The organism is Micromonospora sp. S4605 (genome assembly GCF_003176715.1).
Lineage (GTDB): Bacteria > Actinomycetota > Actinomycetes > Mycobacteriales > Micromonosporaceae > Micromonospora > Micromonospora echinaurantiaca.
Genome location: NZ_QGSW01000178.1, coordinates 82,932 through 95,201 on the forward strand (window position 1 = coordinate 82,932; position 12,270 = coordinate 95,201).

A 12,270-nucleotide genomic window follows, 5' to 3' on the forward strand; every position below is an offset into this window, starting at 1 on the left:
GAGACCAACCCCTCATGTCCGACATGCTGCGTGCCCCCGCCGAGGTCAAGTACGCCGACGAACTCGACTGGCTGGAGTCGGTCGACACCGGCCCGAAGCCGTTCTCGTGGCGGCTGAGCCCGCGGATGGTGCGGCTGTTCATCCTCGGCTCGGAACGGGCCGACGGCCTGGACCGGGAGATCCCGCAGAAGTGGTTCGGCGACCGCAGCTTCGTCGAGCGGGCCATCGTCACCCTGGCCTCCGACCGGGGGCTGCTGCTGATCGGCGACCCGGGTACCGGCAAGAGCTGGCTGGCCGAGCTGCTGGCCGCGGCGATCTGCCGCAACTCCACGCTGGTCGTGCAGGGCACCGCCGGCACCACCGAGGACCACATCAAGTACTCGTGGAACGTGTCCATGGTCATCGCCCGTGGCCAGTCCCGCGAGTCGATGATCCCCTCGCCGATCATGACCGCGATGGAGCAGGGTGTCGTCGGCCGCTTCGAGGAGCTGACCCGTTCCACCAGCGACGTGCAGGACGCGCTGATCTCGATCCTGTCCGAGAAGTACATCTCGATTCCCGAGCTGGACCGGGACAACATCGTCTTCGCCAAGCCCGGCTTCTCGATCATCGCCACCGCGAACAGCCGCGACCGGGGCGTCAACGACCTGTCCTCGGCGCTGAAGCGGCGGTTCAACTTCGTCCGGATCCCGGTGGTGACCAACAAGCGCAGCGAGGCCGAGATCGTCCGCTTCCGTACCGAGGAGCTGCTGCGCCGGCACCACATCGACCTGGACGTGCCGCCCACCCTGCTGGACATCCTGTTGCAGAGCTTCGCCGACCTGCGAGCCGCGGCCGCCTCGGCGGCCAGCGACGACGAGAAGCTGGAATCGGCGCTGTCCACCGCCGAGCAGATCGGGGTGCTGGAGGACGCCATCCTGCACAGCCAGTTCTTCGGCGACCGCACCCTGCGCCCGGAGATCCTCGCCGGGTCGCTGATGGGGTCGCTGGCCCGGCGCAGCCCCGAGGACCTGGCCATCCTCAACAAGTACCTGCACGGGGTCGTCGAGCCGCGGGCCAAGCAGGACGGCGGTGACTGGGCGGGCTTCCTCGACGGCGGTCGCCAGGCGATCGCGTCGCTGTCGTGACCACCGCCACCGACGGCGGCCTGTTCGGCGCGCTGCGCGAGCAACTCGCCGACGCGGCCGCCGCCTTCGCCGACTCCCCCGACGCGCTGGCCGGCATCCTGGCCGGGATGGTCGACGACGTCGACCGGGCCCTCGGCGAGCGGCTGGAGATCTTCCCGGTGTGCCACCACTCACCGGCCTCCGCGCTGGCCATGCTCCGGCGGCTGCGCGCCAAGCAGCCGAAGGTCGTCTACCTGGAGCTGTGCGAGGACCTCCAGCCGCTGCTCACCGAGCTGCGCAACTGCCGCCTCCCGGTGGCCGTGCAGGCCTTCGCCACCGAGCTGGCGGGCTTCCCCGCCGAGTGGGCCCCGCTCAGCGTCGTCGCCCCGATCACCGAGGCCTCCGCGGAATACCAGGCCATCGCGTACGCGCTGGACACGCCCGGGGTGGAGCTGGTGCTGGTGGACCGCTCCACCGACCACGTCTTCCAGTGGACGCCCCGCGCGGAGGCCGGCGCGACCGACGGCCCGGCCGCCGAGGTGACGGCCGGGGAGCCGGCCGAGGAGGCGGCGCTGCACGGCGACGCGGTCGGCGTGGAGATCGGCGATCTGCGGCCCCGGTTCGCGGAGCTGGAGGCGTACCTGCTGCACCACGGCAAGGTGCGGCACTGGTCGGAGTGGTGGGACCAGTACGTCGAGCGGCCGCTCGCCATCGCCGACCACGACACCTACCGGCAGGTGATGGTGCTCATCGGCAGCCTCTTCCGGCGGCTGCGGCCCACCGCCGCGGACCGGCTGGACCGGGACGAGGATCGGGAACGCTACATGTGGACCCGGATCCGGCAGCACCTGGCCGCCTCCGGCGCCGACCCGGCCGACTGCCTGTACGTGTGCGGGGCGTTCCACGCGGCCAGTCGGGTCGAGCAGTTCGGCCTCGACTCCACCGCGCCGGACTTCCCGATCAGCCCGCGCACCGGCACCCGGTGGCGGTACGGCCTGATCCCGTCCAGCCACTCCGCGATCGAGGCGCAGTTCGGTCTCGCCCCCGGCTCGGTGTCGATCGCCGCGGCGGCCTGGACGAAGTCGCTGGGCCGCGACGGTCTCGTCCCGTTCCGGCTCGACGGCCAGCAGGGCGGGGCGAAGCGGGGCCGACGCGGGCGGGCGGCGGCAGCCCCGACGACCGCCACCCCGGTCAGCGACCGGCTCACCGGCTTCCTGGCCGCGCCACCGGCACCGGACGAGTTGGACGAGGCGGAGCTGCGCGGCTGGTGTGTCGACATCGTCCGGCTGGCCCGCCGCAACGGCTACCTGGCCAGCACCGCCGACGCGATCGCCGTGTTCGAGACCTCGATCCTGCTCGCCGGGTTGCGTAACCGGGCCCGGCCCACCCCGTACGACTTCGCCGACGCCGCGGTCACCTGCATCGAGAAGGACGTCGTGCCGGGCCGCCGGGACGTGCGCCGGCTCTGCGAGATCCTGCTCGGCGGCGACCGGATCGGCCAGGTCGGCTACGACTCGCTCCCCCCGCTGGCCCGCGACGTCCTCGACCGCCTCGGCCCGCTCGGCCTGGACCTGGAGAAGCGGACCGTGCAGCGGGCCCTGCTGGACCTGCGCGCCGACCCGGCGCTGCCGGCCTGCTCGGACCTGCTCTGGATGCTGCGGCATCTGCTGCCCGCCGACGCGGTCCGCCCGATCATGGGCGAACGGCGGCTGGGCCACCGGTCGCTGCAGGAGAGCTGGGACCTGGCGCTCGGCCGCAACCAGCGCGCGCTGATCGAGCTGGGGTACGAGGGCGTCACCGTCGAACAGGTTCTCGAGCAGCGGCTGCGCCGCTCCGTCCGCGGGCCCGACGCCACCGCCGCCACCGCGCTCGCCGCCGTCGAGGACGCCATCCGGCTGCTCGACAGTCCGCGCCTGGTCGACGAGCTGGGCACGCGGGCCGTGGAGCTGCTCTCCGCCGAACGCACCGTGGACGACGCGCCCGAGGTGCTGCGGCGGATCCGCCGCCTGCTCGCCCACCACCGGACCACCGCGGCACGGCTGCCGGCGTGGTGCGAGGCGTTCGTGACCACCGGGTACGCGCACTACTGCACCCTGCTGCCCACCGCGTTCGTGGACGAGGCGACCGGGGTCCGGCAGGTCGGGGCCATGCTGGGCTTCCTGTTCGGGATGGAGAGCCTCGCGCTGTCGCTGGGCTGCGACCGGTCCCAGCTGGAGCTGGCGGTCGGCCAGTCCCACCCGGAGGCGCCGGCGAAGGTCGCCCTGCTCTGGGCGTCCCGCCACCAGCTCGGCCTGCTGCCGCTGGCCGAGTTGCGGGAGCGCTGCGCCGAACTGCTGGCGAACCCGCTGGTGGTGCCGGCGTTCCCGCAGTACCTGTCCGGGTTCGTGCAGGCGCTGGAGCCGGCGCCGGGACTGGCGCCGTTCGTGGTCGAGACGATGTCGACGGCGTTCGCCCGGCTGCCCGATCCGGTGCTGCTGCCCTGGCTGCCCACGCTGATCACGACGCTGCGGGACCAGGGACCGGATCTGGTGCCGCGGCTGGTCCGCGAGGCCGAACGTACCTTCCCCGGCAGCCTGCCCGCCCTGGACGCCTGGGTGCCGCCGTGGCGGGCCGCCGGTCGGCCGGCGCCGGTCGTACGACCGGCTCCGAGCACCGCGGTGACCGCGTTGCTCGCCGGCCATCCGGCGGCGGTGGACGCGATGGCCGCGCTGCTCGGCTGCGCCGGTGAGTGGCGGCGGGACGCCCCGCCGGCCGCCTCCGGGGCCGCGGCGGCGTTGGTGGCCGCACACCCAGCGTCGGCGGACGCGGTCGCCGGGCTCCTGGCGGGGGCGTCGGGGTAACGGCGGTCGGGCGTGGCCGGCTGCCGGCGACCCCACCGGCGGGCCGGCTGGTGCTGCCGTGCCCACGACGCCGGCCGGGTCACGATCCGGGCCCGGGCGACAGCCACGCCCGTCGATGAAGAATTTCGACAATTGATGTTCGTGCCTTGAAACTCCTTTTCCGATCGGGCTACCCTCCGGGAAGTGATCCACCATCCATCTTGGAGGTATCGGACCATGCGCAAGCTGATGTCGGCGGTCGGAGCGGGGGCCCTGCTGACGGCCGGACTGGTCGTCGGCGCCGCACCCGCACAGGCGGCGGCCACCTGCACCCTGGTGCAGTCCGAGATCTACAACGGGGCGAACATCATCGCCTGGTCGCGCGGCCTGCAGGGCTGCGCCGGCGACGTCTACTGGGAGGTCCACTCCGCCGACAGCGGCACCTGGCAGGTCGCGGACAGCGGCACCACGTACTACGACAACGAGGTCACGAGCTACTACGGTGACCTGGATCTACCGTGCCAGCTGCGGGTCTACGCGAAGTTCGGCGACCAGGAGAAGCTGACCAGCGCGGTGCGCAACTACAACTGCGCGCCCTGACCCGGGGACGCCGGGCGGGACGACGTCCCGCCCGGCTCCACCCCGCCGGCGCCAGCGGCCGTCGACCCGTCGCCGCCGACCAGGTGCCGGCTCGGCGCCCGGCGAACAGCCAGCACGCCGGTGCGGCGGTCGGTCAGCGCAGCCGCCGGGCGGCGAACCGCGGCGGCGGGTCGGCGATCGCGTCCTGGGCCGCGATCAGCTGGATCTCCCGGGTGCCGGCCGCGAGCGTCGCCTCGAGGACGGTGAAGACGGAGGCGATGGTGCGTTCCAGTGCCGTCGCGGGTGAGCCCGTCGTCCACAGGTGCGCGAGGTAGAGCGCCGCGGTGACGTCGCCCCCGCCGTTCGGGCTGATCGGCAGTAGCGGCGTGGTCACCGCCCAGGCGCCCTCGTCGGAGACGGCCACCACCTCCAGCGATCCCTCGGGTACGTCGTCGTGGAGCACGCTGGTGACCAGCACCTGCCGCGGCCCCGTCTCGCGCACCACGTCGACTGCTTCCAGCAACCCGGTCAGCGACGTCGTCGTACGGCCGGCGAGGAAGTCCAGCTCGAAGTGGTTCGGGGTGATGATGTCCGCGCGCGGCACGACGACGTCGCGCAGGTACTCCGGGATGCCCGGCCGGACGAACATCCCCCGGCCGGCGTCGCCCATCACCGGATCGCAGCAGTACACCGCGTCCGGGTTGGCCGCCTTGACCGTGTCCACCGCGTCGAGGATCACCGCACCCATCGCCGGGTCGCCCTGGTAGCCGGACAGCACCGCGTCGGCGCTGCCGAGGACCCCGCGGTCACCGATGCCCGCGATCACCTCGGCAACGTCGGCCGGCGCCAGCAGCGGTCCGCGCCACGCGCCGTACCCGGTGTGGTTGGAGAAGTGGACCGTCAGCACCGGCCAGACCTCGTGCCCGAGCCGCTGGAGCGGGAAGACGGCGGCCGAGTTGCCGACGTGGCCGTAGGCGACCGACGACTGGATAGACAGGATCTTCACCGGCTCATCATGACGGTTCCCGCCGGCGCCTCACCCGGAGACCGGCCACCGGGTGCCCTCGACCTCGTTCGGCACCGTGGCCCCGCCCCGACCAGGGGACAGCGCGGGCCCGTCCGGATGCCTATGCTCCGGTGATGGGTGAGACCACTCCACAGCCCCAACCGGCCCGCACCGAGGTGGAGTCCCTGCTGTCGGTGCTCGACCGCAACCGGCGCACCTTCGCCTGGAAGACGTCGGATCTCGACGCGAAGGGCCTGCGCGCGACCACCGCCGCCAGCACGATGACACTCGGTGGCCTGGTCAAGCACATGGCGCTGGTCGAAGCCGACTGGCTGGCCGTCAAGCTCGCCGGCCAGGAGTACGGAGCCCCCTGGGACGCGGTGGATTTCGACGCCGACCCCGACTGGGAGTGGCGCACGGGCGCCCTCGATGCGCCCGAAGACGTCCACCGGGTGTGGCGAGACGCCGTCGACCGGTCCCGGAAGCTGGTTACCGAGGTCGTCGAGGAACGCGGGCTCGACGGACCGGCCGCCTTCACCTGGCCGGACGGACGCACCCCCACCGTCCGGGACATGCTCCTCGACATGATCGAGGAGTACGCACGGCACACCGGCCACGCGGACATCCTGCGCGAGGCCGTTGACGGCCGCGTGGGTGAGGGCGCACCCGAGGACTTCACCTGCTAGCAGCCGGCGCACCGGCAGCCGGCCGGATCAGCCGGTACGCCGGGCGATCTACCAGTGTCCGCTCGGGACTGGTCGATGCGGTCCCGCGCCGTCAGGCGGCGGTCCGCTCGGCGACGGTGTGCGGCTGGAACAGCAGGTGGATGGCGCCGTCGAGATCCAGGCGCCGGATGCCGATGCCGTAGACGGGTTCGAGGACGGCCGGGTCCAGCACGTCGTCCACGGCGCCGGCGGCGGCCACCCCGTCCCGGCCCAGCAGCACCAGGTCGTCGCAGTAGCGGGCGGCGAGGTTGAGGTCGTGCAGCACCACGACCGAACAGGTGCCCAGGTTGCGCACCAGGTTAAGGATCTCGTGCTGGTAGCGGATGTCGAGGTGGTTGGTGGGCTCGTCGAGCAGCAGGTGGGTGGCCTGCTGGGCGAGGGCCCGGGCGATCAGCACCCGCTGGCGCTCACCTCCGGAGAGCCGGGCGAAGGCCCGGGTGCCGAGGTGGGCGGCACCGACCCGGGCCAGGCAGCGGGCCGCGATCTCGTGGTCGGCCCGGCCGGCGCGTTGAAAGGTCGACAGGTGTGGTCCCCGGCCCAGGAGCACCAGCTCCGCGACGGTCAGTGCCGTCTCGCCGCCGGTCTCCTGCACGACGACGGCCAGCCGGCGGGCGGCCTCCCGCGACCCCAGCGCGGTGAGGTCGTCGCCGTCGACGAGTACCTGGCCGGAGGGGCTGCGCAGCGCACCGTAGAGGAGTCGGAGCAGGGTGGTCTTGCCGCTGCCGTTCGGGCCGATCAGTCCGAGGACCCGGCCCGGCCGGGCGGTGACGCTGACCCCGTCGAGGACGGGGTTCGCGCCGTAGTGCCAGGAGACCGCTGTCGCTTCGATCACGGGTTCACCTGGAAACGCCGCACGATCCGCTCCAGGCCGTCGACCGACAGCGGGGTGGGCGGCTCGGTGAAGTTGAACAGCTGGGTCATGACGTTGCCGGCGCGGACGGCGCTGAGGTTCTCCGCGCCGGGAAGCGCGGTCAGTCCCTGCTCGACCGCCTTCGGGTCGCCGTCGCTGTACAGCAGGATCAGCACCTCGGGATCGCGGCCGAGCAGCTCCTCCACGGTGACCTCGAAGACCCGCTCCTTGACGTCGCCGAAGACGTTGCGGAAGCCGGCCGCCTCCAGTTGTGGGTGGGCCATGCTGGCCGTGCCGTAGGCGTAGGTGGTGCCGCCGCCGACGGTCGGATAGAGCACCGCGGCGGTCCGCCCGGCCGAGGGAACGGCCTCGGCCCGGATCCTGGTCATCCGCTCCTTCAGCGCGGTGACGGCGGTGGCGGCCTCGGCTTCGCGGCCGAACACCTTTCCGTACGTCTGCAGCTGGGCGTAGATGTCGTCGAAGGTCGGCGCGGTGGTGCTGTCGGGGCACATGGCAGGCTCCTCCAGCAGGGGGATGTCCACCGCGGCGAGGGTGTCGCGGGACAGGTTGTCGACCTCGCCGAGGACCAGATCGGGCTGCTGGCTGATCACCACCTCCTTGGAGATCTGCAGGTGGCCGCTGGTGTCGGTCTTGTCGGTCAGCAGCGGGATCCGGTCCAGTTCGGCGCGGGTCGCGGCGTCGTAGTACTCCTTCGGGTACTGCCCGGCCCGGGCGGTGACCCGGTCCAGCACGCCGAGGGAGTGCAGGTACGGCACGGCGGCGCTCCTGAGCAGGACGACGCGCTTCGGCGCGACCGGGAAGGTGACCTCGGCGCCGCAGTTGCTGACGGTGAGCGGGTAACCCTGCTCCGCGGCCGTCGGCGCGGCACCGTCGCCACAGGCGGCGGCGAGCAGCAGGACGACGGAGGCGGCGGCGGTGCGGGCGAGGCGAGTTGCCCTCATGAACTTTCTCCTTGCCGGCTCGGCTCAGGCGCCGGAGGCGTGTAGACGACGGATCAGGACCACCAGGAACGGCGCCCCGAGGAGGGAGGTGATGATGCCGATCGGGATCTCCTGCGGGGCCAGCAGCACCCGCGCGAGCACGTCGGCCCAGACCAGCAGGATCGCGCCGAGCAGCGCCGCCACCGGCACCACCCGCACGTGCGGCGACCCGACGATGCGGCGGGCCAGGTGCGGGACGACGAGCCCGACGAAACCGATGCTGCCGGCGGCGGAGACCAGCACGCCGATGCTGAGCGAGACGACCACCAGCAGCCGCATCCGGAACCGGGCGGGCGAGACTCCCAGGGTCTGCGCGGTCTCGTCACCGATGGCCAGCACGTCGAGCCGCCGCCCGGCGACTGTCAGGTAGAGGATCGTCCCGCCCAGCACGACCGCGGCGACCACCAGCAGGGCGTTCCAACGGGCCAACCCGAGGGACCCGAGCAGCCAGAACATGACCGAACGCGCACCTTCGGCGGACCCGGACGCGAAGATCAGGAAGCTGGTGGTGGCGTACAGCGCGTAGCCGACCGCGACGCCGGCCAGCAGCAGCCGGATCGAGGTCACCCGACCGCCGGTGCGCGCGATCAGGAAGACCAGCAGGGACGCCCCGAGCGCGCCGATGAAGGCGCTGGTGGACAGGGCGTACTGCCCGAAGCCGGCGCCGGCCCCGAACAGGATCGCCGCCGCGGCGCCGCTGGCGGCCCCGGAGTTGACGCCCAGCAGGTACGGGTCGGCCAGGACGTTGCGCACCATGGCCTGCAGCGCCACCCCGCACACCGCCAGTCCGGCGCCGACGAGCATGCCGAGCAGCACCCGGGGCAGCCGGACCTGCCAGACGATGGCCTCCTGGGGCAGCGTCCAGGTCACCTCGCCGGGCAGGCCGACGAGCTGGTGCCCGATGATCCGGACCACGGTCGGCGGAGGAACCCCGATCGCGCCGGACCCGACCGCGATCACCCCGGTGAGGAGCAACCCCACCGTCAGCACGACCAGCCAGGTCGCGGTCCGGCGTCGCTGCGCCGCGACGCCGAGCACGTCCTCCCGCTCGGTCCGCAGGGTGGTGGCCATCCGCCGTACCCCCAGATGCAAAATCATGGCTCTTGCCAAAGACCTGCAACAAGGTATCAGCAAGATCATGGCCACCGGAAGCCGGTGCGCCGCTGTTCACCCGGAACGTCCGTTCAGCGGGCGATGCGCCCCGCGGTCGTCGACCCGTGCACGCTCGCCGGCGCTCCCGGAGGCGGCCGGCCCTGGTGGTACGCGCGGTCAGCGCCGCGCGAGTTCCGCCTCCAGTCGTTGCAGGAGCGTCTTACGACCCTTGCCGTCGCGCTCGCGTCGCAGCTCGTCCTTGAGCTGGCCCGTGTCGAGGTGGCGGACGCGCTTGGTCGCCTCGGCGACCGGCAGCTCCGACAGCCGCCCGGCCGCCGAGGCGTTCCGCCGTGCCCGTTTGGCCGGCCCGGTGTTCGAGACGTACTGCCTGCCCGCCTTGGACTCCTTGCGCTTCTTGGCGTCGGTCGCCCGCTTCTGCTCGCCGGAGAGCTGCTCCCAGGCCCGCTTGGGCAGATAGCGACCCGTCTCGCCGTCCCGGCGCGCCCGGGTGTCGCCCTCCTTGGTCTGCCACTTTTCGTTGCCCCACCGTTGCAGGGACTTCTGCCGCTCGTCCTTCGGGCCGAGATAGCCCCCGCCGCGCCGCTGGTACTCCTTGGTGAGCAGCTGGGACTTGCGTGCCGACCACTGCCCCGGCCGGCCACCCTTGTCGGAAGCCTGGATGTCTTCCTTGATCTGCTCTCTGAGTTCGGGCTTGGTGTACCGCGCCATGCCGGCCGGTTACCCGGGGCACGCCGGCACATACCTGCCCACCTCCCGGCGGCAGGACATTCGTCCTGCCGGAGACGGGATTCCGCGGCCTGCCGGCGGACGGGTCGACCTCCGTAGCGTCGAGCGCGTTGGAGGACGACACCGGAAGGAAATCCCATGACAGAGACCATCGCCCACCCGCAGCCGTCCGTCCGGCGGGGTCGTCGGGCGGCGACGCTCGGGCTCGCCGTGATCGCCGGCCTCGCCGTCTGGGTGGTGTGCGACCCGGTCGCCGGCCTGGACCTGGCAGTCGGTACGCCGCCGACGACCCGGACCGTCGGCCCGGCGTCCATCGTCGTCGCCGCCCTGGTGGCCGGTGCCGCCGGATGGGCGCTGCTAGCGTTCCTGGAGAGCTGGCGGCAGCACCGGGGGCGACGGGCATGGCGGATCACGGCGTGGACAGTGCTCGCGCTGTCCCTGCTCGGGCCACCGTCGTCCGGGGCGACCGGGGGCGTGCTCGCCAGCCTGATCGCCATGCACCTGGCCGTCGGAGCGACGCTGATCCTCGGGCTCGCGCCCGGGGCGGAGGACCGGAGCGCGGCACCGACCGCGGCCGGCTGAACGGACCGACGGAGATGCGCGACACCTACTGCACCGAGCCGCAGCCGGCGGTGGCGTGGTTCGCCCGCCACCCCGGCCCGTGGTTCGCCCTGGTCTGGGCGCCGCTCCTGCTCACCGCTCCCCTGGTGACCGCCGTTGCGGACGGTCGGCTACCGCGGGCGGGCCACGTGGTCGTCATCGGCGTCGGCTACGCGTACGCCGTGTGGTTGCCGTTCCGGTCGCGGACGCCGAGGTGGCGGGCCGAGGTGGTGGCCGCCGTGCTCGTCCTGCTCGTCACCGCGTACCTGGTGCTCTGGCGCACCGACCGGCAGTTCGTGTTCCCGCTGCTCGCCATCGCGGTGGCGGTGGCGGTCCGGCCCCGCTGGGCGGTGGGCACCATCGCGTCGCTGACGATCAGCGGAGCGCTGGCCGCCGGCCTGGAGACCGGCTCGGTCGACACCGCACTGTCGTTGGGTTTCGCGACCTTCTTCGGCGGCGTCGGCACGTTCCTGGTCTACCACCTCCTCGACCTCGCCGCCGAGCTGCGCCGCACCCGCGAACGCCTGGCCCGGGCCGCCGTCGACGAGGAACGGCTGCGCTTCTCGCGCGACCTGCACGACCTGCTCGGGCACACGCTGTCGGTGATGGTGGTGAGCGCGCAGGCGGTACGGCGGCTCGCCGAGCGCGACCCGGCCGCCGCGGCCGAGCACGCGCGCGACATCGAGACCACCGGCCGCCGGGCGCTGACCGAGGTCCGCCAGGCGGTGACCGGCTACCGCAGCGTGCGACTGGACGACGAGTTGGCCGGTGCGGGTACGGCACTGGCCGCCGGCAACGTCCGGCTCGACCTCACCCCACCGGCGATTCCCCTCGACGCCGAAGTGGATTCCCTGCTCGGCTGGGTGGTCCGGGAGGGAACGACGAACGTGCTGCGGCACGCCCGTGCCCGCAACTGCCGGATCGCCGTGACCTCGGACGGGTCGACGGTGACCGTGGAGATCGTCGACGACGGTCGGGAAGGCCCGGCCGGCGAGGAGGGCAGCGGCCTGTACGGCCTGCGGGAACGGGTGCAGGACCTCGGCGGCGAGCTGACCGCGTCCCGGACGCCGGCGGGCTTCCGCCTGGCCGCGTCCGTACCCGTGGGCCCGCGGTAGGGCGGCGTCGATGGATCGGACGACGCGCCTGCTCATCGCCGAGGACCAGGGCATGATGCGCTCGGCGCTGGCCACCCTGCTCGACCTCGAGGACGACCTGACGGTCGTGGCCCAGGTGGCGCGCGGCGACGAGGTGGTGGCGGCGGTCGAGCGGGTACGCCCCGACGTGTGCCTGCTCGACATCGAGCTGCCCGGGCGCAGTGGCCTGGACGTCATCGGCGACGTCGTACGGGCCGTGCCGTCGTGCGCGGTCGTCATCGTGACGACGTTCGGCCGGCCGGGCTACCTCAGGCGCGCGCTCCAGGCCGGCGCCCGGGCGTTCCTCGTCAAGGACGACCCGGTCGAGGACCTGGCGGCGGCCATCCGTCGGGTGCTCGCTGGCGAGATCGTCGTCGACCCGCAGCTCGCGGCGCGGGCGCTCGGCGCCAGCCCCAACCCGCTGTCCGAGCGCGAGCGGGAGGTGCTCACCGCCTCCGCCGACGGCGCGACCATCGCCGACGTGGCCGCCCGGCTGCACCTGTCGCCGAGCACGGTCCGCAACTACCTGTCGGCGGCCATCGGCAAGACGGACACCCGCAACCGCGCCGAGGCGTACCGCCGGGCCCGTGACCAGGGCTGGCTCTGAAGGTT

Annotated in this window: 12 protein-coding genes; 7 read left to right on the plus strand and 5 right to left on the minus strand. The window is 72.9% G+C overall.

Features of this window, described 5'->3' with window-relative positions; translation table 11 throughout:
• Window positions 1-14 precede the first annotated feature (14 nt).
• The 3 genes from DLJ47_RS13725 (at window position 15) to DLJ47_RS13735 (ending at window position 4,525) form a co-directional block, all read left to right on the plus strand.
• Entirely contained in the window at window positions 15-1,127 is a 1,113-nt protein-coding gene (locus DLJ47_RS13725) for an ATP-binding protein (protein ID WP_109900397.1), read from the plus strand.
• Window positions 1,124-3,946 (plus strand): DUF5682 family protein, encoded by a 2,823-nt coding sequence (locus tag DLJ47_RS13730; RefSeq protein WP_109900398.1) that lies wholly within the window; start codon window positions 1,124-1,126, stop codon window positions 3,944-3,946. The genes DLJ47_RS13725 and DLJ47_RS13730 overlap by 4 nt, the downstream gene beginning before the upstream one ends.
• Before the next feature lie 216 nt (window positions 3,947-4,162).
• Window positions 4,163-4,525 carry a hypothetical protein gene (locus tag DLJ47_RS13735; protein ID WP_109900399.1) on the plus strand — a complete coding sequence of 121 codons (363 nt, stop codon included), beginning with the start codon at window positions 4,163-4,165 and terminating at the stop codon, window positions 4,523-4,525.
• A gap of 133 nt (window positions 4,526-4,658) precedes the next feature.
• Here the strand turns inward: DLJ47_RS13735 and pdxY are convergent, their stop codons facing one another.
• Window positions 4,659-5,510 carry a pyridoxal kinase PdxY gene (gene pdxY, locus DLJ47_RS13740; RefSeq protein WP_109900400.1) on the minus strand — a complete coding sequence of 284 codons (852 nt, stop codon included), beginning with the start codon at window positions 5,508-5,510 and terminating at the stop codon, window positions 4,659-4,661.
• A 134-nt stretch (window positions 5,511-5,644) separates the two neighbouring features.
• Between pdxY and DLJ47_RS13745 the strand changes: the two genes are divergently transcribed.
• Window positions 5,645-6,196 carry a DinB family protein gene (locus tag DLJ47_RS13745; protein WP_109900401.1) on the plus strand — a complete coding sequence of 184 codons (552 nt, stop codon included), beginning with the start codon at window positions 5,645-5,647 and terminating at the stop codon, window positions 6,194-6,196.
• 91 nt (window positions 6,197-6,287) lie between these two features.
• Here DLJ47_RS13745 and DLJ47_RS13750 read toward each other — a convergent pair whose 3' ends face one another.
• The 4 genes from DLJ47_RS13750 to DLJ47_RS13765 form a co-directional block, all read right to left on the minus strand.
• Window positions 6,288-7,067 carry an ABC transporter ATP-binding protein gene (locus DLJ47_RS13750; protein ID WP_109900402.1) on the minus strand — a complete coding sequence of 260 codons (780 nt, stop codon included), beginning with the start codon at window positions 7,065-7,067 and terminating at the stop codon, window positions 6,288-6,290.
• Entirely contained in the window at window positions 7,064-8,047 is a 984-nt protein-coding gene (locus DLJ47_RS13755) for an ABC transporter substrate-binding protein (protein WP_109900403.1), read from the minus strand. Before DLJ47_RS13755 ends, DLJ47_RS13750 begins: the two co-directional genes overlap by 4 nt.
• Window positions 8,048-8,071: 24 nt before the next feature.
• Entirely contained in the window at window positions 8,072-9,157 is a 1,086-nt protein-coding gene (locus tag DLJ47_RS13760) for a FecCD family ABC transporter permease (protein WP_199235832.1), read from the minus strand.
• 198 nt (window positions 9,158-9,355) lie between these two features.
• Window positions 9,356-9,907 (minus strand): DUF5872 domain-containing protein, encoded by a 552-nt coding sequence (locus DLJ47_RS13765; protein ID WP_109900405.1) that lies wholly within the window; start codon window positions 9,905-9,907, stop codon window positions 9,356-9,358.
• Window positions 9,908-10,063: 156 nt separating this feature from the next.
• On the opposite strand from DLJ47_RS13765, the gene DLJ47_RS13770 reads away from it, so the two are divergent.
• The 3 genes from DLJ47_RS13770 to DLJ47_RS13780 are packed head-to-tail and all read left to right on the plus strand — an operon-like array spanning window position 10,064 to window position 12,265.
• Window positions 10,064-10,507: a DUF6069 family protein gene (locus tag DLJ47_RS13770; RefSeq protein WP_109900406.1), complete on the plus strand. Its 444-nt coding sequence runs from the start codon at window positions 10,064-10,066 to the stop codon at window positions 10,505-10,507.
• Between the two features lie 14 nt (window positions 10,508-10,521).
• Window positions 10,522-11,640 (plus strand): sensor histidine kinase, encoded by a 1,119-nt coding sequence (locus DLJ47_RS13775; protein WP_109900407.1) that lies wholly within the window; start codon window positions 10,522-10,524, stop codon window positions 11,638-11,640.
• A 10-nt stretch (window positions 11,641-11,650) separates the two neighbouring features.
• Complete coding sequence (locus DLJ47_RS13780) at window positions 11,651-12,265, plus strand: response regulator transcription factor (protein WP_109900408.1); 615 nt, start codon at window positions 11,651-11,653, stop codon at window positions 12,263-12,265.
• Window positions 12,266-12,270: the final 5 nt, after the last annotated feature.

What these genes read in the sequence shown, in the direction of transcription:
- DLJ47_RS13725 (WP_109900397.1), top strand. Translation starts at nt 15, where the DNA reads ATGTCCGACATGCTGCGTGCCCCCGCCGAGGTCAAGTACGCCGACGAA.
- DLJ47_RS13735 (WP_109900399.1), top strand. Translation starts at nt 4,163, where the DNA reads ATGCGCAAGCTGATGTCGGCGGTCGGAGCGGGGGCCCTGCTGACGGCC.
- DLJ47_RS13745 (WP_109900401.1), top strand. Translation starts at nt 5,645, where the DNA reads ATGGGTGAGACCACTCCACAGCCCCAACCGGCCCGCACCGAGGTGGAG.
- DLJ47_RS13755 (WP_109900403.1), bottom strand. Translation starts at nt 8,047, where the DNA reads ATGAGGGCAACTCGCCTCGCCCGCACCGCCGCCGCCTCCGTCGTCCTG.
- DLJ47_RS13760 (WP_199235832.1), bottom strand. Translation starts at nt 9,157, where the DNA reads ATGGCCACCACCCTGCGGACCGAGCGGGAGGACGTGCTCGGCGTCGCG.
- DLJ47_RS13765 (WP_109900405.1), bottom strand. Translation starts at nt 9,907, where the DNA reads ATGGCGCGGTACACCAAGCCCGAACTCAGAGAGCAGATCAAGGAAGAC.
- DLJ47_RS13770 (WP_109900406.1), top strand. Translation starts at nt 10,064, where the DNA reads ATGACAGAGACCATCGCCCACCCGCAGCCGTCCGTCCGGCGGGGTCGT.
- DLJ47_RS13775 (WP_109900407.1), top strand. Translation starts at nt 10,522, where the DNA reads ATGCGCGACACCTACTGCACCGAGCCGCAGCCGGCGGTGGCGTGGTTC.
- DLJ47_RS13780 (WP_109900408.1), top strand. Translation starts at nt 11,651, where the DNA reads ATGGATCGGACGACGCGCCTGCTCATCGCCGAGGACCAGGGCATGATG.